19 protein-coding genes are annotated in these 25,538 nt (G+C 61.8%); 8 read left to right on the top strand and 11 right to left on the bottom strand.

Annotated features, from left to right (window positions below; genetic code table 11):
- Positions 1 to 6: 6 nt before the first annotated feature.
- The 9 genes from N6L25_RS03740 to N6L25_RS03700 all read right to left on the bottom strand — a co-directional run bounded on the left by N6L25_RS03740 (position 7) and on the right by N6L25_RS03700 (position 12,740).
- The gene (locus tag N6L25_RS03740) at positions 7 to 1,005 is read right to left on the bottom strand and encodes a FecCD family ABC transporter permease (RefSeq protein WP_271977995.1); all 999 of its coding nucleotides are present in this window, start codon (positions 1,003 to 1,005) and stop codon (positions 7 to 9) included.
- The gene (locus tag N6L25_RS03735) at positions 1,005 to 1,964 is read right to left on the bottom strand and encodes an ABC transporter substrate-binding protein (RefSeq protein WP_271977993.1); all 960 of its coding nucleotides are present in this window, start codon (positions 1,962 to 1,964) and stop codon (positions 1,005 to 1,007) included. The genes N6L25_RS03740 and N6L25_RS03735 overlap by 1 nt, the downstream gene beginning before the upstream one ends.
- A gap of 252 nt (positions 1,965 to 2,216) precedes the next feature.
- On the bottom strand, positions 2,217 to 4,112 hold the full coding sequence (parE, locus tag N6L25_RS03730) for a DNA topoisomerase IV subunit B (protein ID WP_271977991.1): 1,896 nt from the start codon (positions 4,110 to 4,112) through the stop codon (positions 2,217 to 2,219).
- A gap of 117 nt (positions 4,113 to 4,229) precedes the next feature.
- Positions 4,230 to 4,706 (bottom strand): protease complex subunit PrcB family protein, encoded by a 477-nt coding sequence (locus tag N6L25_RS03725; RefSeq protein WP_271977989.1) that lies wholly within the window; start codon positions 4,704 to 4,706, stop codon positions 4,230 to 4,232.
- The gene (locus N6L25_RS03720; RefSeq protein WP_271977987.1) at positions 4,703 to 7,249 is read right to left on the bottom strand and encodes a S8 family serine peptidase; all 2,547 of its coding nucleotides are present in this window, start codon (positions 7,247 to 7,249) and stop codon (positions 4,703 to 4,705) included. Before N6L25_RS03720 ends, N6L25_RS03725 begins: the two co-directional genes overlap by 4 nt.
- Positions 7,250 to 7,607: 358 nt before the next feature.
- On the bottom strand, positions 7,608 to 9,659 hold the full coding sequence (locus tag N6L25_RS03715) for a TRAP transporter large permease subunit (RefSeq protein WP_271977985.1): 2,052 nt from the start codon (positions 9,657 to 9,659) through the stop codon (positions 7,608 to 7,610).
- Positions 9,660 to 9,695: 36 nt separating this feature from the next.
- A complete protein-coding gene (locus N6L25_RS03710) occupies positions 9,696 to 10,706 on the bottom strand; it encodes a putative solute-binding protein (protein ID WP_271977983.1) in 1,011 nt (336 codons plus the stop codon).
- Positions 10,707 to 10,766: 60 nt separating this feature from the next.
- Positions 10,767 to 11,831, bottom strand: a complete 1,065-nt coding sequence (locus tag N6L25_RS03705; protein WP_271977981.1) for a hypothetical protein — start codon at positions 11,829 to 11,831, stop codon at positions 10,767 to 10,769.
- Positions 11,832 to 12,125: 294 nt separating this feature from the next.
- A complete protein-coding gene (locus N6L25_RS03700; RefSeq protein ID WP_271977979.1) occupies positions 12,126 to 12,740 on the bottom strand; it encodes a TetR/AcrR family transcriptional regulator in 615 nt (204 codons plus the stop codon).
- Between the two features lie 134 nt (positions 12,741 to 12,874).
- Between N6L25_RS03700 and N6L25_RS03695 the strand changes: the two genes are divergently transcribed.
- The 8 genes from N6L25_RS03695 to N6L25_RS03660 all read left to right on the top strand — a co-directional run bounded on the left by N6L25_RS03695 (position 12,875) and on the right by N6L25_RS03660 (position 23,968).
- Positions 12,875 to 14,692 carry an acyclic terpene utilization AtuA family protein gene (locus tag N6L25_RS03695; RefSeq protein WP_271977977.1) on the top strand — a complete coding sequence of 606 codons (1,818 nt, stop codon included), beginning with the start codon at positions 12,875 to 12,877 and terminating at the stop codon, positions 14,690 to 14,692.
- Positions 14,689 to 15,555 carry an SDR family oxidoreductase gene (locus N6L25_RS03690; protein ID WP_271977975.1) on the top strand — a complete coding sequence of 289 codons (867 nt, stop codon included), beginning with the start codon at positions 14,689 to 14,691 and terminating at the stop codon, positions 15,553 to 15,555. Before N6L25_RS03695 ends, N6L25_RS03690 begins: the two co-directional genes overlap by 4 nt.
- Positions 15,556 to 15,566: 11 nt before the next feature.
- Positions 15,567 to 17,183: an acyl-CoA carboxylase subunit beta gene (locus N6L25_RS03685; RefSeq protein WP_271977973.1), complete on the top strand. Its 1,617-nt coding sequence runs from the start codon at positions 15,567 to 15,569 to the stop codon at positions 17,181 to 17,183.
- A gap of 48 nt (positions 17,184 to 17,231) precedes the next feature.
- Positions 17,232 to 18,389 carry an acyl-CoA dehydrogenase family protein gene (locus N6L25_RS03680; protein WP_271977971.1) on the top strand — a complete coding sequence of 386 codons (1,158 nt, stop codon included), beginning with the start codon at positions 17,232 to 17,234 and terminating at the stop codon, positions 18,387 to 18,389.
- A 21-nt stretch (positions 18,390 to 18,410) separates the two neighbouring features.
- Positions 18,411 to 19,244: an enoyl-CoA hydratase/isomerase family protein gene (locus N6L25_RS03675; RefSeq protein WP_271977969.1), complete on the top strand. Its 834-nt coding sequence runs from the start codon at positions 18,411 to 18,413 to the stop codon at positions 19,242 to 19,244.
- Between the two features lie 9 nt (positions 19,245 to 19,253).
- On the top strand, positions 19,254 to 21,239 hold the full coding sequence (locus N6L25_RS03670) for an acetyl/propionyl/methylcrotonyl-CoA carboxylase subunit alpha (protein WP_271977967.1): 1,986 nt from the start codon (positions 19,254 to 19,256) through the stop codon (positions 21,237 to 21,239).
- The gene (locus tag N6L25_RS03665; protein ID WP_271977964.1) at positions 21,236 to 22,063 is read left to right on the top strand and encodes an SDR family oxidoreductase; all 828 of its coding nucleotides are present in this window, start codon (positions 21,236 to 21,238) and stop codon (positions 22,061 to 22,063) included. Before N6L25_RS03670 ends, N6L25_RS03665 begins: the two co-directional genes overlap by 4 nt.
- Before the next feature lie 75 nt (positions 22,064 to 22,138).
- Complete coding sequence (locus N6L25_RS03660) at positions 22,139 to 23,968, top strand: long-chain-acyl-CoA synthetase (RefSeq protein ID WP_271977963.1); 1,830 nt, start codon at positions 22,139 to 22,141, stop codon at positions 23,966 to 23,968.
- A 75-nt stretch (positions 23,969 to 24,043) separates the two neighbouring features.
- On the opposite strand, the gene N6L25_RS03655 is transcribed toward N6L25_RS03660, so the two are convergent.
- Positions 24,044 to 24,733 carry a DUF899 domain-containing protein gene (locus tag N6L25_RS03655; RefSeq protein ID WP_271977961.1) on the bottom strand — a complete coding sequence of 230 codons (690 nt, stop codon included), beginning with the start codon at positions 24,731 to 24,733 and terminating at the stop codon, positions 24,044 to 24,046.
- 167 nt (positions 24,734 to 24,900) lie between these two features.
- A complete protein-coding gene (locus N6L25_RS03650; RefSeq protein ID WP_271977958.1) occupies positions 24,901 to 25,215 on the bottom strand; it encodes a cupin domain-containing protein in 315 nt (104 codons plus the stop codon).
- Positions 25,216 to 25,538 lie beyond the last annotated feature (323 nt).

Below are 25,538 nucleotides of genomic sequence, written 5' to 3'. Positions count from 1 at the left end.
TCCCAGCTATAAACGCTGACGATAAATCAAGGCAATGAATCCCGCACCACCCAGCGTGGCGGTGAACAGCCCTACCGGCAGCTCAGCCGGCGCCACCAGGGTTCTCGCCGCCACATCGGCCACCACCATCAGCCAGGCACCCAGACAGGCGGCAACCGGCAGCAGGCGACGCTGATCGTCGCCCACCAGGATGCGTGCCAGGTGGGGTATCACCAACCCCACGAAACCAATGGGCCCGGCAACGGCCACCACCTGTGCGGTCAAGAACACCGCCAGTGCCGCCAGCCCCAGACGCCAACGCCATACCCGCATGCCCAGGCTGCGCACCACCTCGTCGCCGAGCGATAACAGATTCAACTGGCGCCGAAACGCCAGCGCCAACAGCAGGCCCAGTAGTGACGTGGCACCAATCAGCTCCAGCTGCGGCCAGCTGCGCCCCAACAGGCCGCCGGCCATCCAGAAGAACAGCTCATCGGCCGAGGAGCCCACGTTCAGCAACACGGCCGTCACCACCGCGCCGCACAACGCCGTTACCGCCACCCCAGCCAGCGCCAGCCGCACCGGTGCCAACTGGCCGTTCCAGGCAAGGCCAATGCTGGCCGCCGCACCTGCCAAGCCACCCACTAGCGCCACATATGGGGTGACGGTGACGGGCCAGGACGAATAGCTCATGGCCACCACCACCGCCAGGGCACCGCCGGCCATCACCCCGGTCAGGCTCGGCGAGGCCAACGGATTGCGCGTCACTGCCTGCATCAAGGTGCCCGCCACGGCCAGGTTCGCCCCCACCAGTAACCCCAGCAGGGTGCGCGGCAGCCGGAGCTCCCAGACCAAGATCCGTGACAAGCCCCCCTGCTCACCGAGCAACACCTCAACGATGGCAGAAACCGCCACCGGCACGACCCCGAGACTCAGACTCGCCAGCACCAACACCAGGGAGCCGGCCAGCACCACCAGCCCCCAACCGCTCCAACGCACCCAGGCTACGGCCTGCTCGGCAGCCATTACCGGTTCTCCAGGGAATGGCTGCGAATCTGTTCCGGCATGGCCGGCGCGGGAAAGGTCTCAGGGTAAAGCAGATGGGCCATTTCGTTCAGGATGTAACCACGGGCAATGGGCCCGGCCCCTTCCTTCCAGTGCTGCCCCACCTCGTAAACCCGGCCGCTGCGAACCGCTTTCAGGTAAGGCCAGATCGGGTTGTTGCGATAGGCCTGCTGCTGAATCGATGGCAGGACAAACAGCACATCCGGGTCCAATGCCAGCAGCGCTTCCAGGCTGATCCGGTAGCCCAGGCTCTGATCGTCCCCGCGGGGGGCCGCGCCGACCACATTGACCCCTTTGAGGCGATTCAGCAGGTAGGCGGGCAGGAAGTTGTCGTAGTAGGCAAAGGGGGTTTCGCTGCTGGACACCAACAGCGCCGCACTGACGCCGCCGGGTGCCGCCTGGCCCAGACGCTCCAGCTCGGCGATGAACTCCCGGTTCAGGCGTTCGCCCTCTTCCTGAAGCCCCAGCCCGCGGCTGACCTGACGCACGGCCCGCAAGCTGTCTTCGAAGGTAATCACGTTAAACGCCAGATACGGCGCCAGCCGCTCATACTGGCGCTCATAGGGCTCGGTATAGCGGCGAATGGCAACGATCAGGTCCGGTTGTACCGCGGTGAGCAGTTCCAGATTGGTTTTCGCCCGCGGCCCCAGGCTGGTCGCCCCGTCGATCCGCTCCCCGAGAAACTGAGGCAGTGGCTGGTCGGCGAACGTCGAAGCCGCGACCGGTGACACCCCCAAAGCCACCAGGGTGTCGGCGGCAAAGGTCGAGATAGCCGCCACCCGGCCGACATTATCCGGCACGCTTACCCAGACACCCCGGTCATCCTGCACCTGGGTGACCGCGAGGACAGCTTGAGAAAACACTGCAGCAAGTACCACTACCGAGGCAGCCGCCCCGAGCCGTTTTGTCACGGATCTCACTATGCCCACTCCCGCTGAGAAATACCGACCCTCGGGCCAAAGGGCGAAAGTCTAATGCGTCCAATTCACATTTACAAATAACAACAATAATCCGATGAGAAGTGGCGAAGGCGTGGTGCGAGGGATCGAAACGACCGAGCACGAGCGAAACGGGCCGGTCTTGGACCGCCCACTGCCAGGATTCAACAGGAAGGTCAGACAGGCAACGGCCTGCCCCAAAGCTCAAACGAAGAGAAGTGTCCGCGGACCCGGTTACACCACCAGATCCGCCATATTGCCCTTGCTCTCCAGCCACACCTTGCGGTCGGAGGCGCGTTTCTTGCCCAGCAGCATGTCCATGCGCTCGTCGGTTTCGTCGCCCTCTTCCAGGGTCAGCATCACCAAGCGACGGGTGTCCGGCGCCATGGTGGTCTCGCGCAGCTGCAGCGGGTTCATCTCACCCAGGCCCTTGAAGCGGGTGACCTGGACCTTGCCGCGACGTTTTTCGGCCTCCAGCCGGTCGAGGATGCCCTGTTTCTCGTGCTCGTCCAGGGCGTAGAAGGTTTCCTTACCGAGGTCCACCCGATACAGCGGCGGCATGGCGACAAACACATGACCGGCCGCCACCAGCGGTCGGAAATGCTTGACGAACAAGGCGCACAGCAAGGTGGCAATGTGCAAGCCGTCGGAATCGGCATCCGCCAGAATACAGACCCGGTTGTAGCGTAAGCCGGACAGGTTGTCAGAGCCCGGGTCCACACCGATGGCTACAGCAATATCGTGCACTTCCTGGGACGCCAGGATTTCGCCGGAGTCCACTTCCCAGGTGTTGAGAATCTTCCCCCGCAGCGGCATCACTGCCTGGAATTCCCGGTCGCGTGCTTGCTTGGCGGAACCACCCGCCGAATCCCCTTCCACCAGAAACAGCTCGGCTCGGCTGGTATCGCCACCGGAACAGTCCGCCAGCTTGCCAGGCAGTGCCGGGCCAGACGTCACCTTTTTCCGCGCCACCTTCTTGCTCGCCCGCAACCGCCGCTGTGCGTTGCTGATGAACAGCTCGGCCAGCGCCTCGGCGATGTCTGTGTGGTGGTTGAGCCAGAGACTGAAGGCGTCCTTCACCACGCCGGAAACAAACGCGGCGGCTTCGCGGGACGACAACCGTTCTTTGGTCTGGCCGGAGAATTGCGGATCCTGCATCTTGAACGACAGCACGTAGCTGCAGCGCTCCCAAATGTCCTCCGGAGACAGCTTCACCCCTCGCGGCATCAGGTTGCGGAACTCGCAGAACTCGCGCATGGCCTCCAGCAAACCGGTGCGCAAGCCGTTAACGTGGGTGCCACCCTGAGCGGTGGGAATCAGGTTGACGTAGCTTTCGGTCACCGCCTCGCCGCCTTCGGGCAACCACTGCAGAGCCCAGTCGACTTCCTCGGTGTTGCCGGCGAAGGTACCGGTGAACGGCTCCAGAGGAACGGCTTCAATGTCCGCCAAAGCGGTTCGCAGGTAATCCCGCAGGCCGTCCTCGTAATACCACTCGTCTTTCTCGCCGGTGGCTTCCTGCAGGAAAGTGACGGTCAGGGCCGGGCACAAGACGGCCTTGGCCCGCAGGTTATGGCGCAGGCGGCTAACGGAGAACTTGGGGCTGTCGAAGTAGGAGGCATCCGGCAGGAACTGGAGCCGGGTGCCGGTATTGCGTTTGCCGACCGTATCGATGACCTCGAGCTCAGAGGCCTTGTCACCGTCGGCGAAGGTCATACGATGGAGCTGGCCATCCCGCTTGATGGTCACCTCCAGCGTCTTGGAGAGGGCATTGACCACCGACACCCCTACCCCGTGCAGACCGCCGGAAAAGTTGTAGTTGCCCTGGGAGAACTTACCGCCCGCATGCAGCCGGGTCAGTATCAGCTCTACCCCCGGCAGCCCCTCCTCCTTGTGGAGATCCACCGGCATACCTCGGCCGTCGTCTTCAACGCTCAGTGAGCCGTCGCTGTGGAGCACTACGTCAATCCGACGGGCATGGCCGGCCAACGCCTCATCGACACTGTTGTCGATCACCTCCTGGGCCAGGTGGTTCGGACGACTGGTTTCGGTGTACATACCGGGCCGTTTGCGGACCGGATCCAAACCACTCAGGACTTCAATGGCATCAGCGTTATATTGTTTCTGGCTCATAGATGAGGCATAACTCCAGGCAAAACCCATCAACTTGTTCAATGGGCCACTAGCTTAGGGATTCCCCGAGAAAGATCAACGGTTGTTTTGCGGTTGGCGAAAGCTCGGTCGCGATCCTCAACGCTGGTGCGACACAGCGGGATAGCCCTCGCCGTAAACAGAGAGATGGCTCCAGCCCTGGTTAATAACCGCAACAGCGGCGCAGGGCGTGGTCATAACCTGAGCCACCATGCTGTCGGGAGGCGGCGACTGCAGGCGCATTTCCAGCGTCAGCCGGTCCCCGATCAGCTGGGCGCTATCCAGCGTTACACCATAGCCCGCGGAAGTCTTCTGGCCCAAGGCAACGATCACCACATGCTCGCGGGAGAAATCCACTGCGTTCAGGGGAGCCAGCGTCAGTGCCTGCGCCGGCAAACCCGAGAGTTGCTGGAGATCCTGCCCCGAGGCGAGATACAGCAAGCCCCGGTCCTGCAGCCCGCAATGGGCGGAAGCCGTTAGCTGCCGAGCCACCGGGCCCGCCTGTTCGGCCTGACTCGCACAGCCGCCAACGAGCGACAGCCAGATGCCAGCGCTCAACCCCTGCCAGGATTTCATTCACCACCTCCGCGATACTGTCGTAAGAGCTGAGTGTTACCGGACAGCGCCTTCAAGGGGTAGCCGGTAAAGCCATAACGGGGCTGTCCCAGGGTGGTAAGGGTTGGACGCCGAAAACTGGTGTTCATGGCCAACCCCGCAACCGGCGCCTCTGTGATGGTGATCGGTTCCAACAAGCCGAGCACCGGATATTCCGCACACGCCTCCCCGGTTTCACAGATAAAACCATTGTTGTCGATGTCCGTGCCGGCGACCAGAAAGTATTCGCCGGGATCAACGTCATCAAAGGCAAACCGGTATATTCCGGCATCGGCGTCAACACTGACCTGGTCGACCAGGCTACGCGCCGGGTCGGTCTTCAGCAACAGCACGTAATGCCTGCCTGCATCCCGCTGGTCTACCTCGTCCTGACGCTGTACCGCAATGGGCACCTCCAGGACACCACTGTCGCCGCCATCGCTATAGCCAATCTCCAGCTCGGTCACGTAATTGGTATTCTGTTCGAGCTGGGCCACGTCCACCGATACCAGGACCTGATCCGGAGGAGGGTTACCGACCACCAACGCCGGCGTCACCGTCAGCCAACTGGGCATGTCCGCCACCGTGTCGATGGTGACGTCGGCGCCATCCGGGTAGACCTGTAACTGCACCGTCTGTTGGCGGGTGGCGTCCGTGAATTGCAATGCGGAAGGGGACGCCGCAAGCACGGTCGGGAAATCGCCGCTGATCGCGGCATCCACCGCCTTGATGGCATTGATCAGGCCCGCACCGTACTCACTCTCGCTGCCTACCTCGTCGGTGATGCTACCGCTGGCCATCAGTGCGAAAAACTGGTCCGGCGTTACATCCTCCCCTACCGAGTTGGCAGCGCTCTTCATCAGGGCATAGACGCCGGCCACATGGGGCGAGGCCATGGAGGTGCCCTGCAACCCCGCGTATCGGGGTTCAGGGGGCGATACCGTGTCGTCCCCCCAGGTGCTGATCACCAGATCGGCGTTGCCATCCAGGTTGCCATCGCGGCTGGCATCACCACCCGGCGCGACCAGATCCACCGACGGACCTATGTTGGAATAGGACGCCCGCTGCTTGCCACCATCCACGGCCCCCACACCCACCACATTGGCAAAGGCCGCGGGAAACGTCGGATTGTCGGAGCCGCCATTGCCCGCCGCCGCCACCAGCAACTTGCCATTGCCATGGGCTTGGTCAATCGCGGCCTTGAGGGCTTCGGAATCCGGCAGCCCTCCCAGACTCAGGTTGATGACATCGATGTCGCTGCGCCCAGAGGCCCAATTCAGTGCGGCGATCAGGTCGCTGGCGTTCCCCGACCCGTCCTGGCCCAACACCCGCACCGGAAAAAGTGTGGCCTGCGGTGCAACGCCGATGATGCCGGTACTGTTGTCCACACCGGCCGCGATGCCCGCTACGTGGGTACCATGAAAGCTGCTGTTCTGGGCCCGGCCATCGCCTGGGTCCGCCGGATTCTGGTCCCGCTGGCCCTGGTCCTCGTCGATATCGAGACTGCCGGTGACGTAATCGAGAATCTGACCGGTAAACGGCACCACATTGGCGTGAATGTCCGGATGCCAGTTGCCGTAACTGCTGGGCGTGGCACTGAACAGCCCGGTGTCCATCACCGCGATCCCGACATCGGCACCAGCGCTGGGGGCCGCCTGCCAGGCCACTGGTAAACTGATCAATGGGTAATGCCACTGCAGCCGGTACAGGTCGTCGTCTTGCGGGACCACCACCTGCGCCCGGTAAAGGTAGTTGGGCTCGGCCGTCACACCGGGCTGGCTATTAAGGGTGCCGATCCATTCCAGAGTTTGTTGGCGTAAAGCCGCCAGCTCCTGACCCGGTGCCGCCTGCAAAGAGCTTGCCGACGCCCGCGTGAGATGCCAGATGCCACTGCCCAGATTCCGGACCTGGCCCGCGGACAGGCCGCTGACGATGTCCAACGCGGTGGGGATGTCCAGCGCGTTGGCACTTCCGCCCGGCGCCGAGGGCGCATCCACCATGACCACCGCTTCGTTGGGCACCAGTTCCGGTTCCTGAAACGCCACGTTAGCCGCCGAGACGCTGGCCTCGGCGGCGACGGTCAGCACATAGCGAAACGGTCCGCCGCCGGTGGCCCGAATCTGGATCAGATGAGGCCGGGATTCGGCGTCCGGGATTGAGTCCACCACGTGGGTGAACGGTGGCGAGCCGTCGCAATCGGAGCCGCAAATTTCGCCGCCACCCACTTCGGTGATGGTCATGTCGGTTCCGGCAGGGGTCGAGCTGGACAGGAATGTCTGCAGCACCACCCGATCGCCTTGGCGCAACCGGACCAGATAGACATCGCTGGTGTCGGTGACGTATTCGAACTGTTGCTCACCACCGGTCGCGTAAAATCCGCTGGAGCCACTGAGGTAGCCGCCGACGATGCCCGTCTCCGGTAACAGCTGGGCGTTTGCGGCATCATTATTGGCGACCGCGGCACCCACCTGGCTGTCATCCGCGGTATCCGAATCAATCCGACTGTGGCTCTCGATCGTTATCACGCCACTGAGGTCGTCAGGACTCGAGGAACCCGAGCCCCCACTGCATCCCGCCAAAGCCCCTAGCACCACGGCGACGACCGAGAACCTTTTCTCTGCATGCCTGTCTGCCATTTGCCCGCCTTTTTCTGGAATCTGACAACAACACGCCCCGCCCTCCGCGAGCGTTCCAAGATTTTCCGCAGGTAAACCACTCGTATTAACGAGCGCACGAAGCTACCCGTTGGATCGAGGTCCCGATGCCATCAGCCACCTTTTGACTTCCAATAACCCACAGTATACGAACATCTGAGGTATGCGGCTCAAAAAAAACCGCCTGCAGGTGGTCACCTGCAGGCGGTTTTGGGGGCCTTAGCTCCGCTTACAGCGCGTAGAACAGCATCGGTACGAAGGCGACCAGCAGCAAGGTGGTTGCCATGACCACCAGCGGCAGCAGCAGCCGTTCATACCGGTGCCAGAGCGATCCGGTCCGTTCCGCAGCGAGCACTTCGGTCTCGCCTACCACCTGTCGGGTCAACAGGTGATTCAACGCCACCGGCGGGCTGAGATAGCCCAGCTCAAAAGCAACCAGGCATACGATCCAGAAGTGCAGCGGATCGATTCCCAAGTTGATGGCCGCCTGGGCAATGGTGGCGGACACCAGGATGACCGCACCGAACGGGTCCATCACCATGCCGATAAAGGTCAGCATGAAGACCACCACCAGCATGACCAGCCAGGGGTTATCGAGATTTTCCGGGAAGATCGCATGCACAATGTCGGACCGCTCCAGGATACCGCCCAGGCAGATCGAGAACCCAATCAAAGCCAGCAGCGCGCCAATATGCACCGCCGAGTCGCTGGCAGCGGAGGCGCTGCGGGTCCAGAAGGCATTCAGCCGCGACTGCTCTTCGTCACGATTGTCCTTGTCCGCGTCCAGGTAAACCAGCACCAGCATCACCAGAGGCAGGATCAGCGGCGCGGTGTACTCGTTGAAGTTCAGATCCAACAGCAGCCAGATGGCGAAAATCACCAGACCGCCGACCAGGACATAAGGGAACAGCGGCTTCAGCTGACTGATCGCCTCACGCAATGCACCCGGCACCGGCTTCGGCCGCCAGTTACCTTCGGTCTTGCAGACAATGAAGGAGAATAGCAATGCGGACATCAGGAACACCCAGATGCCCCAGCCATACATCTCGGAAGTGGTGACTTCCTTGTTGAGAGCCGCTACCACCACAATCAGCAGGCACGGGTTCAGCACCACACCCAAACTCCCTGACATGGCGGTGGTCGCCAGCGACAACTGACGGCCGGCCCCGGCACGACGCAGCTCGTCGTAGACCACGCCACCGACCGCCAGGATGAAGATACCCGAGGCGCCGGTGAAGGCGGTTGGGAAGGCGGTGGCAAAAATCATCACCGAGGCAAGCATCGGCGCCGGCAACTGGAACGGCTTGATGACGTTCAGCAGCAACTCCGGAATACGGGTCTGCTTCAGCGCCATGCCCACCAGCACATAGAGGCCGATATTGATGAACATGGACGACAGGTTGCTCATCATGCCGAAGTAGATGGCAAGACCGGACTTGTAGCCATCCACAAAGAAGAAGTAACTCATGGCGATCAGGCCCATGGCGCAATAGAGCGGGATCACCAGCCCGGAAGAGGCACTGAGCCCACCGGCCTTGATTCGCTCCGGCACCCACATCAGCCGGATCACATTAATGACCATGAACAACCCAAACACCAGCGTCCAGCCATTCTGAAGCGCGGCGGTGCTCTCCGAGCCCGGCGTCGAACTCAGCAAGCCCGCGTAGGACTGCAGCGACAACACCATCAGGCCGTTGACCAGCAGTTGCGAGCCTTGATTCAACCGCCACTCGGCGCGGTTACGCGGCAGGCGTAAGGCGATGTGATCGGCATCCAGCGCCGAGATCGCCGCGGCCATGGCAAACATCGCGATGAACAGGTACTTCATCAGATCGATGTTTTCGAGGAGGAAGTGCGCCAGCCCCTGCTCTACCGTCTTGAAGGCGGCAAGCGCAGGCGTAGCGTGCTTCTGGTTCTCTTCAAACGCCAGATATTTCTGCTGACACATTTCCAGGTTGCGCTGCAACGATTCCCGGAGAGCGCCAGGGTTGGGGGGCGAGCTGAACAGGTCGTCAGGATCCGGCTGGTAAGCATCCAGCCTGCGCTGAACTTCCCTTTCGACATCCATTTCGAGTTCGCATTCCGGTGCCACCGCATCGGGGTTGAGCAGATAGTAGTTCGGCCAAGTCTGCTCGCCGATCCAGAGTAACCGTGAGTGGAACGAGTTCCCCATTCCCAGGAGCAGGGTAAACAACAGGAGCAGCAACAGAATGCCCCCGTGCAGGCGATGCACGGGGTAAATTGTTGTGGCCCTGGCTGAAGACAGTACGCGCGAGATCATGAAGGTTCAGCCCTTTATTGGTCTTGGTATCAGCTGTTATTCCCGGTTACCGGCGGTGCACTCGGACGAACCTGGGTTGCTGGCACAACGAATGTTGCTGAGCAGGCTCAGCATCTTCGGATGATAGACCTGGCTGGCTCCGCCGATGCCGTCACGCAGCTGGATACGGTTCTCACGGAACATTTCCTGATAGCCCTGGACGTCGTTGTCGGGAATGCGGATCCACTTTTCTTCCGGGATGGCGTTCTCGAGACGGGTTACCAGATCCATGGCCTGACCGTACATGCCCCAGGCTACTTCGCGGGACTGCTGCGCTGTGGCGTCGTCCAGCACGTGATCCTTGGCGATGATCTGGATGGTCAGCTGGGCCAGCGGGTAGTCGACGATACCGCCGGTGTCACCGATGCCCTTATACAGTTCCAGCGCCTCATAGGCGAACGCCGGGGCATAAGCGGTGTCAACAGAGCCGTTGTTGAACTTGCCGGCAAAGTTGGTGATGTCGGACGGCACCACGGTGGCCTTGATGTAGTTCACCATGTGGATGGCGTCTTTCTGGTAGTCCAGGGTTGCCATGCGCTTGCCGGCCAGCTCGCCCGCGGTATCGATGGAGCGGTCATTTACGAACAGGTAACCGGCGCCGGCAGGAACGATACCCAGTACCTCATAGCCATTCTCTTTCATCAGCGGCGCGGCCTTGGCCTGAGCCAGGGTCGCCAGCAAAGTTCTCAGATCGTCGTAGGTCGGAATGGCACCGACGGCGCTGATGCTGCCAGTAAAGCGGTTGAACGGACGGGTACGCAGGTCGGTCGCCGCAACGGCGTCACACTGCCCGGAATTGAAGTCACCGACCGCGACACCTTCGTCAGTGTACGGGCGCAGCTCAAAGTCAACGCCGAGGGCTTTCATTTCCAGGGCGTAGTCTTTCACCATGTTGAAGACATCGCCGTTGGCGCCGATAACATCGAACACGCACATTTTAACCGGCTCAGCGGCGACAACCGGCGCAGCCAGGGTCAGGGTCATTGCAGCAAGGGTTTTACGAAACATGTGGGACCTCCGGGTCGTTTTTATGTTTGTACAATGATGTCGAAGGGATAAGTCACCTGCTTACAGCAGGCTGTCCAGATCCATGACTTCCGTTTCTTCGCCGGGACGCTCCTCGCTGAGCTGCCCGAAGAACCGCTGCGGAGTGCGGTAGCCGTAGTTCGCGGTCCAGTATTTATCAGAAGTGAACACCATGACCTCTCCGGCGATCTTATCCACTAGCCGATACTCCTCGCGAACCTCGAAGCGGTCTTCCGATTCAACGTAGCGCTTGAGCACGTCTTCCAGCACATCGGGACGACCAAACGTTTCCGCAGCCACGGCTTCAAGCGCCATGGACGCTCGCAGACCACTCTCGATGCCAAGCCGTGAGCTGTCCTTAAAGACCCGCCAGGGATCCGGTGCCAGAGAGGGCTGGGTATCGGGAATCAACAGCCAGACCAGAGACCGGATGGCGTTGGGCAACCCGCCCCACTTCTCGTTATCCAGACATTGAGCGGCACGCTCGGCCTGCGGCGCGATATTACGGGGAACGCCGGCCATGGCGCCTGAATTGGCGTCGTTCACAATGCTTTGCATGCCAGTAAGCAGGCCAAGCATAAAGGTGAGTTCGTCCTGGTCCTCGAACAGGAACGGACAATCGGCATTCTCGGCAGAAGGATCGTAGTCATACGCATTCATCGCCCGCTGGAACGACTGATAACGACGCTGGGCCACCTGGGCATTGAGCCGCTTCATGCTCTCACGGGCATCCTTGGCGGCAGAGACATTGCCCTGGTAATCGGCCCGCAGATAGCGCAGCTCTTCTTCCCAAGCGTCATACTCGGCGCAGTTGGCCGCCAGCAGCATCAGCATCGAGCCGGTGGAATCCGGAGCGGAGGTCACGCGGGAGAAGGAGTACAGTAAGGGATCGAGGCCCTCACCAAGGCTGCAGGCCATGCGGGTGTCGCTTGTCTGCATGACATAGGGGGTTGCTTCACCCTCAGAGTAGTTAGACAGCACGATGCCCGTGGTGGTGTAGATCGGATTGGCAGAGCACCCCGCCAGCAGCACCAGCGCCGCCAAGGCCAGCAATTTGGATTTAAAACCACCCAGGGTGGCTTTTGGAGTCACTAAGGAGGAAGTCATAGATCGCCCTGTTTACGTTGTTTTTATTGACTCGCGAGGGTTCAGCGCAGTAGACCGCACCAGATTTCAGCCGAAAACAGGCCAATCACTGACGCGCCATCCGAGTCGTGTCTCTCACATTACGAAGAATGCGACGAACGTCGCACAACAATAATGGCTTTGCTGCCAAAAATATATGCCGATCAGGCCAATGGCCCGTTCGCAACAAGTGGCAGCTTTTCTACATCCCTTTTATTTTCAGGGTGTTAAGGTTAATACCAGAAATGGCACGGGCGTGCCATATCAATTGGAAAATTAATCAATCAGACCAAGGCTCAGCATCACCTGATCGGTCAGCTCCGACAACCCCATTTTTCCGCCGGATTGAAACCAGGTCACCGTCCAACTCAAGGAGCCCGTGAGCAACCGCCGGACCACAAACGGATCGGCGGTAACCTCACCCGACCGGTGGAGGCGCCCCAGCACATCCAACCAAAGCTGCTCGTAAATGTCCCGCAGCGCCAGCACCTCTTCCTGAGCTTCTGGCGACAGGCTACGCCACTCGTACACCAGCACCGCCATGGCTTCGCCGGTCAGACCGTTAATGGATTCCAGCTCGGCGTGTATCAGGGCTCTTAGCTTGGCGCGGTCGCCTTGCGCCTCGTCGACCGCCGCCTGCATCAACGCCGTGTTCAAGCGAATGGTCTCCACCATCACCGCCTTGAGGATGGCTTCCTTGGTCCGGAAATGATGAAAAAGACTGCCGGACTGGATACCGACCGCCGCCGCCAGATCCCGCACGGTGGTTCGCTCATAACCCCTATCCCGAAACAGCCGGGCGGCTTCGGTCAGTAAGCGACCACGGGCACTGTCGGGGGCGGAGACCAGCTTATCGGCAACAAGGGCTTGGAGAATGGCGTCTTGGTTCACAGGCAATTCCGGCAGGTTGTCAGGAAGGGCTTATTCTATCGCGTTCCGGCCTATTTACAAACCAAGCGCTTGCTTGGTATTGTCATTTCACCATCGTTCAGAAGACATCATTATCCATACAGCAGGGTCCCCTCATGGCAGAGCTCGACACCCCCCCGCAAATCGTTCGCATCGGTTGTTCCGCCGCTTTCTGGGGCGATACCGAGACCGCGGCACGGCAGCTGGTTCAGCACGGCGACATCGACTACCTGGTGTCTGACTATCTGGCCGAGATCACCATGTCGATCATGGCCGGTCAAAGAATGAAAGATCCCAACGCGGGCTACGCACGGGATTTTGTCCAGACCGTCATGGCACCCTTGCTGCAGACCATCAAGGCCAAGGGCATCCGCGTGCTCAGCAACGCCGGCGGGGTTAATCCGGTGGCGTGCCGGGATGCGTTGAAAGCGCTGTGTGATCAGGCCGGCCTGGACTTGAACATTGCGTTGGTGCTGGGCGACGACCTGATGCCCCAGAAGAAGGCTCTGGCGGAATCCGGCGTCTCCGAGATGGCTTCCGGCGCGCCCATGCCGCCAGTCATGGTGAGCCTTAACGCCTATCTGGGCGCGCCGGGGCTGGTGGCCGCGCTGGAGCAGGGAGCGGACATAGTGATTACCGGACGCGTCGCCGACAGCGCCCTGGTGCTGGCGCCGCTGGTGCATGAGTTCGGCTGGGCCTGGAACGACTACGACCGGCTTGCCCAGGGCAGCCTGGCGGGACACTTGCTGGAATGCGGGGCCCAGGCCACCGGCGGCAACTTTACCGACTGGCGCGAGGTGGCGGATGGCTTTGAGGACATGGGTTTCCCCATTGCCGAAGTCAGCGCTTCGGGCGAATTTGTCATCACCAAACCCGAGGGCACCGGTGGCCAGGTCAGCCGCGGCACCGTGGCCGAACAGCTGGTGTATGAGATTGGCGATCCACGAGCCTACCTGCTGCCGGATGTCAGCTGCGATTTTACCCAGGTCAACCTGACAGAGATTGGCCAGGACCGGGTTCGGGTCACCGGTGCCAAGGGCCGTGCGCCCACCGACAGTTACAAGGTCTCCGGCACCTGGCCCGATGGCTTCAAGTGCACGGTGACCTTCCTGCTCGCCGGCATCGACGCCAAAGCCAAGGCGCAGCGGGTGGCCGACGCCATCCTGGCCAAGACTGGCCGGATGTTTCAGGAGCGGGACTTACCCGCTTACTCCGACACCAGCGTCGAGCTGCTCGGCACCGAAGCCACCTACGGCCCCCACGGCCAGAGCGAACGCTGTCGCGAGGTGGTGGTGAAAATCAGCGTCGCCCACCCCAAGAAGGAAGCACTGGTGCTGTTTTCGCGGGAGATTGCCCAGGCCGCCACCGGCATGGCGCCGGGCCTGACCGGCATCGTTGGCGGCCGTCCCACGGTGTGGCCCAAGATCCGCCTTTATTCCTGCCTGGTGCCCAAGGACCGGGTGACCGTCACCGTCGATCTGACCGATGCGCCGATGCCGGTGGCGGTGGCTACCGGGGGCGGCTTCAATCCGGACACCCTACCTGTGGACAGCCCGGCTGATACCGCACCGGCCACCGACACCGAAGTACCCCTGATCGATCTGGCCTGGGCCCGCAGCGGCGACAAAGGCGACCACAGCAACATTGGCGTCATCGCCCGTCAACCGGAATACCTGCCTTTTATAGCCGCCGCCCTCAGCGAAGAACGGGTCGCAGCCTGGATGGCCCACACCCTGAACCCGGACACTGGACGGGTCAGGCGTTGGGGCCTGCCCGGGTTACACGCCCTCAACTTCCTATTGGAACACAGCCTCGGCGGCGGCGGTGTCGCCAGCCTGCGCATCGACCCCCAGGGCAAGGCCTTCGCCCAGCAACTTCTGGAGATACCGGTACCGGTTGCCTCCTCAGTATTGAATAAAGGAACCCAATCATGAGCTACCAATCCGTCCTGCGCCCCGGCCTGTTCGAGGGTCAAACCATCATCGTGACCGGCGGCGGCTCGGGCATCGGCCGTTGCACCGCCCACGAACTGGCATCGCTGGGGGCCCGGGTTGCCCTGGTTGGCCGCAAGGTCGAGAAAGTGGAGGCGGTGAAAGCCGAGATTCTCGACGACGGCGGCGTCGCCAGCGCCCATGTCTGCGACATCCGCGAGGAAGCCTCGGTCAAGGCCACGGTGCAGGCCATCATCGAAGAGCACGGCGGCCTGCATGCCGTCGTCAACAACGCCGGCGGCCAGTTTCCCTCACCACTCACCGGCATCAACCAGAAAGGCTGGGAAACCGTCGTACGCACCAACCTGACCGGTGGTTTCCTGATGGCCAGGGAGGCCTACACCCAGGCACTGTCCAAGACTGGCGGCGCCATCGTCAATATCGTCGCCGACATGTGGGGAGGCATGCCCGGCATGGGCCACTCCGGCGCGGCGCGGGCGGGGATGGTGAACTTTACCCAGACCGCCGCCTACGAATGGGGCCACTCCGGGGTTCGGGTCAATGCGGTGGCGCCGGGCTGGATCGCCTCCAGCGGCATGGACAACTACCCCGAATCCATGCGCGAGTGGATCCGCAACCTGGCCAACTTCGTGCCCATCAAGCGTATGGGTACCGAAGCGGAGATCAGTTCCGCCATCTGTTTCCTGCTCAGTCCCGGCGCGGCTTTTATCAACGGCGATTGTCTGCGCATCGACGGCGGCGCCTCCCAGGGCTCCCCCATCTGGCCACTGCCAAACGCCAAGAACAATGCGCCGTATAACGGATTTCATCGCAGCGCCACGCCCAAAGTGCTCAGCGATTCCTGAGGAGACCTGTCATGGAAGTGCTTGAAAGCAGCCTTACGCCGCAATCGGACGAGTATCGCGCCAACGCAGAGGCCATGGAACTCCAAATCCGGACCTGGCGCGAGGTGGAACAGAAAGTGCTGGATCTGGCGGAAGCGGCCCGGGCGAAATTCACCCAACGCGGCAAGTTGCTGCCACGGGACCGTCTCAACCGCCTGCTGGACCGGGGCACCCCGTTTCTGGAACTGTGCTCCCTGGCCGGATACAAGATGCACGACGACAAGGACGGCAGCATGGCCGGCGGCGGCATCATCGCCGGTATCGGCATGGTCTGCGGTGTTCGCTGCCTGGTGGTGGCCAGCAACAGCGCCATCAAGGGCGGCACCATAACCCCCGCCGGACTCGACAAGACCCTGCGCCTGCAGCAGATCGCCATGGAGAACAAATTGCCGGTGGTGTCGCTGTCCGAGAGCGGCGGCGCCAACCTGAACTACGCCACCGATATCTTCGTACTGGGCGCTCGTGGCTTTGCCAACCAGGCCCGGATGTCGGCGGCCGGCATCCCCCAGGTCACGGTAGTCCACGGCAATGCCACCGCCGGTGGCGCCTATCAGCCCGGCCTGTCCGATTACGTGATCACCGTGCGCAACAAGGCCAAGATGTTCCTGGCCGGCCCGCCCCTGTTGAAAGCGGCCACCGGCGAAATCGCCACCGACGAGGAACTCGGTGGCGCCGAGATGCACGCCCAGATAGCCGGTACCGCCGAATACCTGGCCGAGGACGATGCCGATGGCATCCGCTACGCCCGCAACATCCTCTCCGCGCTGCCCTGGAACGAGCAACTGCCGGCACAACGGGTCCTGGAGTGGGAGGAACCCAGGTATTCCCCCGACGAACTGGTGGGCGTGGTCCCGGCCGATGCCAAGAAGCCTTATGACGTGCGGGAGATCATCGCCCGCATCGCCGACGACTCCCGCTTCCTGGATTTCAAGAACGACTACGACGACCAGACGGTGTGCGGCACCATCCGCCTCGAAGGCCACGCCGTGGGAGTCATTGGCAACAATGGACCGATCACGGCCCAGGGGGCGGTCAAGGCGGCACAGTTCATCCAGCTTTGCGACCAGGCCGGTACCCCCCTGCTGTTCCTGCATAACACCACCGGCTTCATGGTCGGCACCCACTCCGAGCAGAACGGCATCATCAAACACGGCTCCAAGATGCTCCAGGCCGTCGCCAATTGCCGGGTACCCAAGCTCGCGGTGGTGGTGGGCGGTTCCTACGGCGCCGGCAACTACGCCATGTGTGGCCGTGGTCTGGACCCCCGCTTCATCTTTGCCTGGCCCAACAGCCGCACGGCGGTGATGGGCCCCGCCCAGGCCGGCAAGGTGATGCGCATCGTGGCGGAGGAGAAACAACGCCGCAGCGGTGTCGAACCCGATGAGAAAACACTGACGTTCCTGGAGCAGGCCACCGCCAAGAAGCTGGAGGATGGCTCCACTGCGCTGTTTGGTACCGCCCGCCTGTGGGACGACGGTTTGATCGACCCGCGGGATACCCGACGGGTGCTGGCCCTGGCCCTGGCGGTCTGTCGCGAGGCGGAAGCGCGACCACTGCGCCCCAACACCTTTGGTGTCGGCCGGCTCTAACTCAAGACCACAACGACAAGCACAAGTCACGAATTTAAGGAGCGACCCATGAAATTCACCCCAGAACACACGGCCCTCAGAAAAACGGTCCGCGATTTTGTCGAGAAAGAACTCAATCCCCACATCGACGAATGGGAGGAGGCCGGTGAATACCCCATCCACGAGGTCTTCAAGAAGCTGGGCAACCTGGGCCTGCTGGGCATTCACAAGCCGGAAGAGTATGGCGGCATGGGACTGGACTACAGCTACAACCTGGTGGCGGCGGAAGAATTTGGCCGCGCCACCTGCGGCGGTGTGCCCCTGTCCATCGGGGTACAGACCGACATGTGCACCCCGGCCCTGGCCCGTTTCGGTTCCGATGAGCTGAAGCGCGACTATCTGGCCCCGGCCATTGCCGGTGACATGGTGGGCTGTATCGGCGTCAGCGAAGTGGGCGCAGGCTCCGACGTGGCAGGCCTGAAGACCACCGCCAGGAAGGACGGCGACGACTACATCATCAACGGCTCGAAGATGTGGATCACCAACTCCCCGAAGGCGGATTTCATCTGTCTGCTGGCCAACACCTCGGACGATTCCGCCCACAAAAACAAATCCCTCATCGTGGTACCGATGAACAGCCCCGGCATCAGTTTCAGCAGCCACCTGAACAAGCTGGGCATGCGCTCATCGGAAACCGCCCAGGTGTTCTTCGACGATGTCCGGGTGCCGCAGCGCAACCGTATCGGCGCCGAAGGCACCGGCTTCATGATGCAGATGATGCAGTTCCAGGAGGAGCGCATGTGGGCATGCGCCAACATGATCCTGGCGCTGGAAAACTGCGTCGAGAAAACCATCGAGTACTGCCGCGAGCGCAAGACCTTCGGGCAACCCCTGATCGACAACCAGGTGATCCATTTCCGCCTGGCCGAGCTGCAAACCGAGATCGAGGCCCTGCGGGCCCTCACCTACCAGGCCTGTGAGCTGCACATCGAGGGCAAGGACGCGACACGGCTGGCCTCCATGGCCAAGCTCAAGGCCGGCCGCCTCGGCCGTGAAGTCACCGACAGCTGCCTGCAGTACTGGGGGGGCATGGGCTACATGTGGGACAACCCGCTGTCCCGGGCCTTCCGGGATGTGCGCCTGGCCTCCATCGGTGGCGGTGCCGACGAGATCATGCTGGGCATTATCTGCAAGATGATGGGCACCCTGCCCGGCAAACGGAAATAAGGATGCAGCCCGGAGACAGCCATGAGCAACTTACCCCATTGCGACACTCTTGACCTGGCATACCAGGGCCATGCCCTGAGGATCACCCTGAACCGGCCTCAGGTCCGTAATGCCATGAGCCTGCAGATGGTGGCCGAGTTGGCCACCGTGTTTGATCAGATCGAGTCCGACGATGCCATCCGTGCCGTGGTCCTCCGTGGCAGCGAGGGCCATTTCTGCGCCGGCGGCGACATCAAGGACATGGCCGGTGCTCGCAGCCAGCCTGCGGCGGAGGGCGAACAGGATCCGTTTTACCGCCTCAATCGGGCTTTCGGACAGATGATCCAGCGGGTCAACGAATCCACCAAGGTGGTCATTGCGGTGCTGGACGGCGCGGTAATGGGCGGCGGCTTCGGCCTGGCCTGTGTCTCCGACCTGGCCATTGCCGGCCCTACGGTCAAGTTCGGCCTGCCAGAAACCGGCCTGGGGGTCATCCCCGCCCAGATCGCTCCTTTTGTGGTGGAACGCATCGGCCTGACCCAAACCCGGCGCCTTGCCCTCTTGGGACTCCGTATCGACGGCGCCGAAGCCCAACGCCTGGGGCTAGTGCACCAGTACTGCGCCGACGACGAAGCCGTCGAGTCTGCCGTCACCAACGCCCTTGAGTGCGTTCTGCACTGTGCGCCGCAAGCCACTGCAACCACCAAGCGCCTGCTGCACCGAGTCGGCAAGGAACCCATGCACAGCCTGCTGGACAACGCCGCGGAACAATTTGCCGCCGCGGTGCGCGGCCCCGAGGGCGCTGAAGGCACCCTGGCCTTTGTCCAGAAACGGCCACCAGCCTGGGCGCAAGCCGGGCCGGCTGATGATCACTGAGGACTCGCCATGCTGAAGAAACTGTTAGTTGCCAACCGGGGCGAGATCGCGGTCCGGGTGATTCGGACCGCACGGTCGCTGGGTTATCGCACCGTGGCGGTGTACTCCGATGCCGATGCCAACGCCCTGCACGTTGACGAAGCGGACGAGGCGGTACGGATCGGGCCAGCCCAGGTGGCGGCCTCTTACCTCAACGCCGACGCCATCCTCGATGCTGCCCGCCGGACCGGCGCCGACTGCGTCCACCCAGGCTATGGTTTCCTGTCGGAAAACGCAGGCTTTGCCACCGCCTGTGCCGATGCCGGCCTGGTGTTTGTGGGACCACCCGCAGCCGCCATTGAGCTGATGGGTAGCAAGCGTCGCTCCAAAATCGCCATGCAGGAGGCCGGTGTACCGGTGGTGCCCGGCTTTGAGGGCGACAATGCCAGTGACGAGCGGCTGATCATCGCCGCCAAGGACATCGGCTATCCGTTGATGATCAAGGCCTCCGCCGGTGGCGGTGGCCGCGGCATGCGGCTGGTCCATAACGAAGGCGCGCTGGCCGACAACATCGCCCGGGCCCGCTCGGAGGCCAAGCAGTCGTTTGGCGATGACGAACTGATCCTGGAAAAGGCGGTGATGGAGCCCCGTCACATCGAAATTCAGGTGTTCGCCGATAATCACGGGCATGCGGTCTATCTGGGGGAACGGGACTGCTCCATCCAACGCCGCCACCAGAAAGTGGTGGAAGAGGCACCCTCGCCTTTCGTCACCCCGGAGCTGCGCCAGGCCATGGGCGAGGCTGCGGTCAAGGCCGCCCTGGCCTGCAATTACCGGGGCGCCGGTACGGTCGAGTTCCTGGTGGACCAGGAGCGCAACTTTTACTTCCTGGAGATGAATACCCGCCTGCAGGTCGAGCACCCGGTCACCGAACTCATCACCGGCCAGGACCTGGTGGCCTGGCAACTCGCCGTTGCCGAAGGCGAGCCGTTGCCACTGAACCAGGACCAGATCCGGCTCAACGGACACGCCATCGAGGTGCGGCTGTACGCGGAGGACCCGGCCAGCCAGTTTACCCCGCAGACCGGTCGGCTGGAGCGGTTTGAACCGGCCCTGGGCGATGGCATCCGTATCGATAGCGGCATCCGTACCGGTGACACCATCACGCCCCACTACGACCCCATGCTGGCCAAGGTGATCGCCTGGGGCAGCACCCGCAGCGAGGCCCGACGCCGCTTGTTACGGGCGCTGGAGGACACCCAGGTCAACGGCGTGGTCACCAACCGCTATTTCCTTGGCCGAGTGATCGGCCATGACGTCTTCGGCGCCGGTGAGGCCACCACCGCCTTCCTGGCACAGCATTTCGCCGACGACCCTTCGATGACTGCGACCACCGTCTCGATACGCGAGCTGGCACTGGCGGCGGCTGTGCTGAGCCACGACCACGGCCACACCGAAGGCTGGAGCAATGCTCTGGCCACAGTGATCCCGCTGCGCCTGGGCAGTGACGAGGGTACCCATGAGCTGCTGGTGCAGCGTCGCAATAAGTCGCTGCGGGTTAGTCTCGACGAAGACCAGATTGAACTGGCTGACATCCGGATTGGAGAAGGCCAGCTATGCTATATCGACAATGGGGTTCGTCATCGTTGCCATTATCAGCATTACGGCGATCACCTATATTTGCAGCTGTCTGGACAGTCGGTGCGGTTTACCGACCGGACTCACCAGCCGCCCGAAGTGGACAGCCTGACCGGCACTGGCAAGGTTCTGGCCACCATGGACGGCGCCATCATCGACGTACTGGTTGAGGAAGGTCAACCGGTGCGACAGGGGGATGTGCTGGTGATCCTGGAAGCCATGAAGATGGAACACCCGGTCAAAGCCGATCGAGACGGTCGGGTTTGTGGTGTCCATACCGCTCAGGGCGACCAGGTCCGAAGGCAGCAGCTGTTAGTGGAAGTCGAACCCGAACTCACGACACATGAAACTGATGCTGCCAAGGAGACCGAACAATGAGCCGACTCACCGATCGCACGGTGTTTATCACCGGGGGCAGTCGCGGGATTGGCCGCGCCATTGCACTGGCCTGCGCCCACGAAGGAGCCAGGGTGGTCATCGCCGCCAAGTCAGACACCCCGCACCCTAAACTGCCGGGTACCATTCATACGGTGGCCGACGAGATTCGGCAGCTGGGTGGCGAAGCCCTGCCGCTGGTGCTGGACGTCCGTGACGAAAGCATGGTGAAAGCCCGCATCGACGAAGCCGCCGACCACTTCGGTGGCATCGACATGCTGGTCAACAACGCCGGCGCCATTCGGCTGCAAGGGGTCGAAAACCTCAAGGTCAGCCGCTACGACCTGATGCATCAGGTCAACGCCCGAGCGGTGTTCGCTTGCAGCCAGGCGGCATTACCCTGGCTCAAGCAGTCGCCACAGGCCCATGTGCTGAGCCTGTCGCCGCCACTGAATCTGAATCCGAAGTGGTTCGCCCAATATGGGGCCTACACCACCACGAAGTACGCGATGACCATGCTCACCATCGGCATGGCCGAGGAATTCCGGCGCTTCGGCATCAGCGTCAATGCGCTGTGGCCCAAGACGCTGATTGCCACCGCCGCCATCGAGTTTGAAGTAGGCGGCAAGGCAATGATGGAACAAGGACGCAAACCGGACATCATGGCCGATGCCGCAGTCAGCATTCTCAGCCGCAGCGACCAGTCCCTAACCGGGCAGGCGCTGATCGACGAGGAGGTATTGAGGCAGGCTGGCGTAACGGATTTCGATCATTACCGCTACGCCCAGACCGACAAGCCACTGCTGCCAGACCTGTTTCTCGACTGAGCCCAGGGCATAACGTATCCGTGGGCTCGGTAAATTCACAACACGCAAATTGCACCAACCCAAACGGATAACCGAATGACCGATAAGACCGTCACCGCCACCGATCTGGCCCGCAGTTTGCCCGGCATACTGCGGCGCATTCCCTCAATTGCCAAGGGCTTCTACTACTATTCAGTGAAAGACGAGCAGAAGGCGTTGACCCTTGGCACCCTGATTGAGAACAACGCGGATAAATTTGGCAACCGTAACGCCATCCTTTACGAAGACCGCACCCTCAGTTGGCACGATTTCAATGCCTGGGCCAATCGCTATGCCCACTTCTTCCGGGCCCAGGGTCTGCAGAAAGGCGACGCCATCGCCGTGTTCCTGGAAAACCGGCCCGAGCTGTTGGCCGTCGTCGCCGGTGCCGCCAAAATCGGCATTGCCTGCGCCATGCTCAACACCTCCCAGAAGGGCAAGGTGCTGGAGCACAGCATCAACCTGATCCAACCCAAACTGGTGGTGGTCGGCGAAGAGTTGACCGAATCCTTTGATGGCATCAAAGACAAGCTTGACCTCCAACACCAACGACCCTTCCTGTTCCTGGCCGACGCCAATACCCTGAATGTGTTTGGTGACACTCCGGCGGGCTACACCAACCTGGCGGAGCAGATCAGCGCCTACAAAGGGGTCAATCCGGTGGTCGTCAACCCGCCCACCCTGGGCGATACCGCCATCTACCTGTTCACCTCCGGCACCACCGGCCTGCCGAAAGCGGCTCCAGGCTCCCACCGCAAGTTCATCAAGGCCTATGGTGGCTTCGGTCTGATGTCCCTGAGCATGGCGCCGGAAGACGTGCTGTACTGCACCCTGCCGCTGTACCACGGCACCGCCCTGCTGGTGTGCTGGGGCTCGGTGATTGCCGGTGGCTCTGCCATCGCCCTGCGCCGCAAATTCTCCGCCAGCGCCTTCTGGGACGATGTCCGCCGCTACAACGCCACCACCTTCGGCTACGTCGGCGAGCTGTGCCGGTACCTGCTGAACCAGCCCGCCAGCCCCCAGGACCGCAACCACAACCTGACCAAGATGATTGGCAATGGCCTGCGGCCGTCGATCTGGAAACCCTTCAAGGATCGATTCGGCATTGAAACCGTGGCCGAGCTGTACGCCTCCAGCGAGGGCAACATCGGCTTCAGCAACTTCTTCAATATGGACAACACCGTGGGTTTCTCCACCGCGCCCTACAAGCTGGTGAGATTCCACGAAGGCACCCGCGACCCCATCCGCAACGCCAAGGGCTTCATGGAAGAAGTGAATTCCGGTGAGCCGGGCCTGTTGCTGGGCGAGATCACCCAGAAGTGGTCCTTCGAAGGCTATACCCAGAAAGAGGCTACCGAAAAGTCCATCCTGCGGGATGCGTTCAAGAAGGGCGATCAGTGGTTCAACACCGGTGACGTGCTGCGGGAAATCGGCTTCCGCCACCTGCAGTTTGTGGACCGCATGGGCGATACCTTCCGCTGGAAAGGCGAGAACGTCTCCACCACCGAAGTGGAAAACATCATTGACGGCTCGGGGCTGGTGGAAGAAGCGATTGGCTACGGCGTCGAGATCCCCAACACCAACGGCAAGGCCGGTATGGTGACTCTGGTGCCGCAGCAGGGCAAGGCCGGGTTCGATATCCAGGCGCTGTTCCGCTACCTGACCGACAATCTGCCGCCCTACGCCATTCCCGTGTTTGTCCGGGTCACCGACGGCATCGAAAAGACCGGCACCTTCAAGTACCGCAAAGTCGATATCCAGAAATTAGCCTACACCACCGAGAAAGCCGAAGACGATGTCTACGCCTGGCTGCCGAAGACCCAGGAATACACCCTGGTGACGCCGGAGCTGGAGCAGGACATCAACGCGGGCAAGGTACGGTTCTGATCCCCACTCGCCGTTGACTGAAACGGCCCCATTACCGGCGGCACCCTGTCTGTCGCCGGTATTGAGGCCAACGAGTCAGTCGACGTATTCGTCGTGCCGGCGGTTCCAGGTGTAAGGCTCGGTCTGGGGCCAGCCTGCCGGCGAATCCTCCCAGCGCTCCTGGCGGCCATAGGGCGTCAGATCCAGATAGCTCCAGTGACTGCCCAGGTACTCCACGCCTCGCGCACCGGTGTAGTAGGTGCGGTAGATGTCGTCGCCGTCACGCAGGAACACACTCGCGCCGTGCTGCTCCCCCTGACGGGTGGTGGCGCCGAAATCGTAGTTGAAGTCGCTCCCGTAGGGGGAATACCAGGGAATCGGGTAGTTCCATCCCATCCGCGCCCGGTACTGCTGCAGCTTTTCCAGCGGCGCCCGTGACACCATCACCAGCGACGTGTCCCGGGCGTGCAGGTGAGCGGGGTGAGACATCGCATCGGCCACCCAGGAGCAACCGTCGCAGCCAGCCTCCCAGTCCGGGGCAAACATGAAATGATAGACAATGAGCTGACGGCGGCCCTCGAACAGCTCCAGCAGGCTCCTGGTACCCTCATCGCCCTGAAATGCATACGCCTTGCCCACCTTCACCATCGGCAGCCGTCGCCGCTCGGCATTCAGTGCATCCCGGGCCCTGGTCAGTTCCTTTTCTTTGACCAGCAGCCGATCCATCGCCGCCTGCCACGCCTCCGGCGACACTATGTCCGGCAGTGGTTTTCCGGTTGTGGTCATGGTGCGTTCCTCCGTTGCGATCAACCCAAGCCTTCCGTGTTAACTTATAGCACCAACAAGCCGCACTATCGGGCCGACTGCGTCGCGGAGTGAATGATTACGAGTGCCCCCCCATGACTACCTGGTTTGCACGGAGGCCTTGCTCGGAGCTATCGAAGCACTCCCACTCAACTTCCGGGCTCAAACCAGAACTCGATTTCATCCGTCTCCTGTTCGAACTGGGCCGCATGCTCAACACCTGCCGGCACATGGTACCAATCCCCCGCCCCGTAACGCGCCGTCTTGCCATTCATAGTCAGAATCAGCTCGCCGCAAACGATCACGCCGTGGTTGTCCGTCTCATGGGAATGGGGAGCAATGCTGGTGCCAGCAGGATAGGAAGCGAACAGGACATCCGCGCCATTTGCCGCCAGCCGATAGGCGTCAAACCGGCCGTCAAACAGTGGAAGGGTACGAATTTTGTCGGGGTATTTTCCTGGCACTTTGACCTCCTTTGTCTTCTCCGTGTGCAAAACAGGCGTTGCGTAATTCGTTACAGGGTCAGCATGGTTAAGGCGGCCCTATATAACTCCGAACCATCGCTTGCTTTCAGAGTCGCGTACCCTCAAAGCGCGATCTTGAAGGCGTATCCAGACCGTGCAAAAAAGTCGCAACGGGGCGTGTGGATGGCTTTGAACTGAACGCTCCACCAATCCCCCCGAGGGCTGCGTCCTGAAGCTCCCAGAGGAAGCTACCAGTGGTGGCGCTCAATGCCATGGCAAAAAATCACGAACCGTGGCGGGAACTACAGGCTCTAATTCAACGG

This window comes from Marinobacter sp. SS21, from assembly GCF_028369065.1.
Taxonomy (GTDB): Bacteria; Pseudomonadota; Gammaproteobacteria; order Pseudomonadales; family Oleiphilaceae; genus Marinobacter.
Note: the sequence above shows the minus strand (reverse complement) of the source record. Positions and strands in the feature narration are given on the sequence as shown.

Bases quoted from the DNA above. Each gene is read 5' to 3' on its own strand.
- N6L25_RS03690 (WP_271977975.1), top strand. From the start codon at position 14,689: ATGAGCTACCAATCCGTCCTGCGCCCCGGCCTGTTCGAGGGTCAAACC.
- N6L25_RS03710 (WP_271977983.1), bottom strand. From the start codon at position 10,706: ATGTTTCGTAAAACCCTTGCTGCAATGACCCTGACCCTGGCTGCGCCG.
- N6L25_RS03725 (WP_271977989.1), bottom strand. From the start codon at position 4,706: ATGAAATCCTGGCAGGGGTTGAGCGCTGGCATCTGGCTGTCGCTCGTT.
- N6L25_RS03665 (WP_271977964.1), top strand. From the start codon at position 21,236: ATGAGCCGACTCACCGATCGCACGGTGTTTATCACCGGGGGCAGTCGC.
- N6L25_RS03655 (WP_271977961.1), bottom strand. From the start codon at position 24,733: ATGACCACAACCGGAAAACCACTGCCGGACATAGTGTCGCCGGAGGCG.
- N6L25_RS03670 (WP_271977967.1), top strand. From the start codon at position 19,254: ATGCTGAAGAAACTGTTAGTTGCCAACCGGGGCGAGATCGCGGTCCGG.
- N6L25_RS03715 (WP_271977985.1), bottom strand. From the start codon at position 9,659: ATGATCTCGCGCGTACTGTCTTCAGCCAGGGCCACAACAATTTACCCC.
- N6L25_RS03660 (WP_271977963.1), top strand. From the start codon at position 22,139: ATGACCGATAAGACCGTCACCGCCACCGATCTGGCCCGCAGTTTGCCC.
- N6L25_RS03740 (WP_271977995.1), bottom strand. From the start codon at position 1,005: ATGGCTGCCGAGCAGGCCGTAGCCTGGGTGCGTTGGAGCGGTTGGGGG.
- N6L25_RS03680 (WP_271977971.1), top strand. From the start codon at position 17,232: ATGAAATTCACCCCAGAACACACGGCCCTCAGAAAAACGGTCCGCGAT.
- parE (WP_271977991.1), bottom strand. From the start codon at position 4,112: ATGAGCCAGAAACAATATAACGCTGATGCCATTGAAGTCCTGAGTGGT.
- N6L25_RS03685 (WP_271977973.1), top strand. From the start codon at position 15,567: ATGGAAGTGCTTGAAAGCAGCCTTACGCCGCAATCGGACGAGTATCGC.
- N6L25_RS03705 (WP_271977981.1), bottom strand. From the start codon at position 11,831: ATGACTTCCTCCTTAGTGACTCCAAAAGCCACCCTGGGTGGTTTTAAA.
- N6L25_RS03695 (WP_271977977.1), top strand. From the start codon at position 12,875: ATGGCAGAGCTCGACACCCCCCCGCAAATCGTTCGCATCGGTTGTTCC.
- N6L25_RS03675 (WP_271977969.1), top strand. From the start codon at position 18,411: ATGAGCAACTTACCCCATTGCGACACTCTTGACCTGGCATACCAGGGC.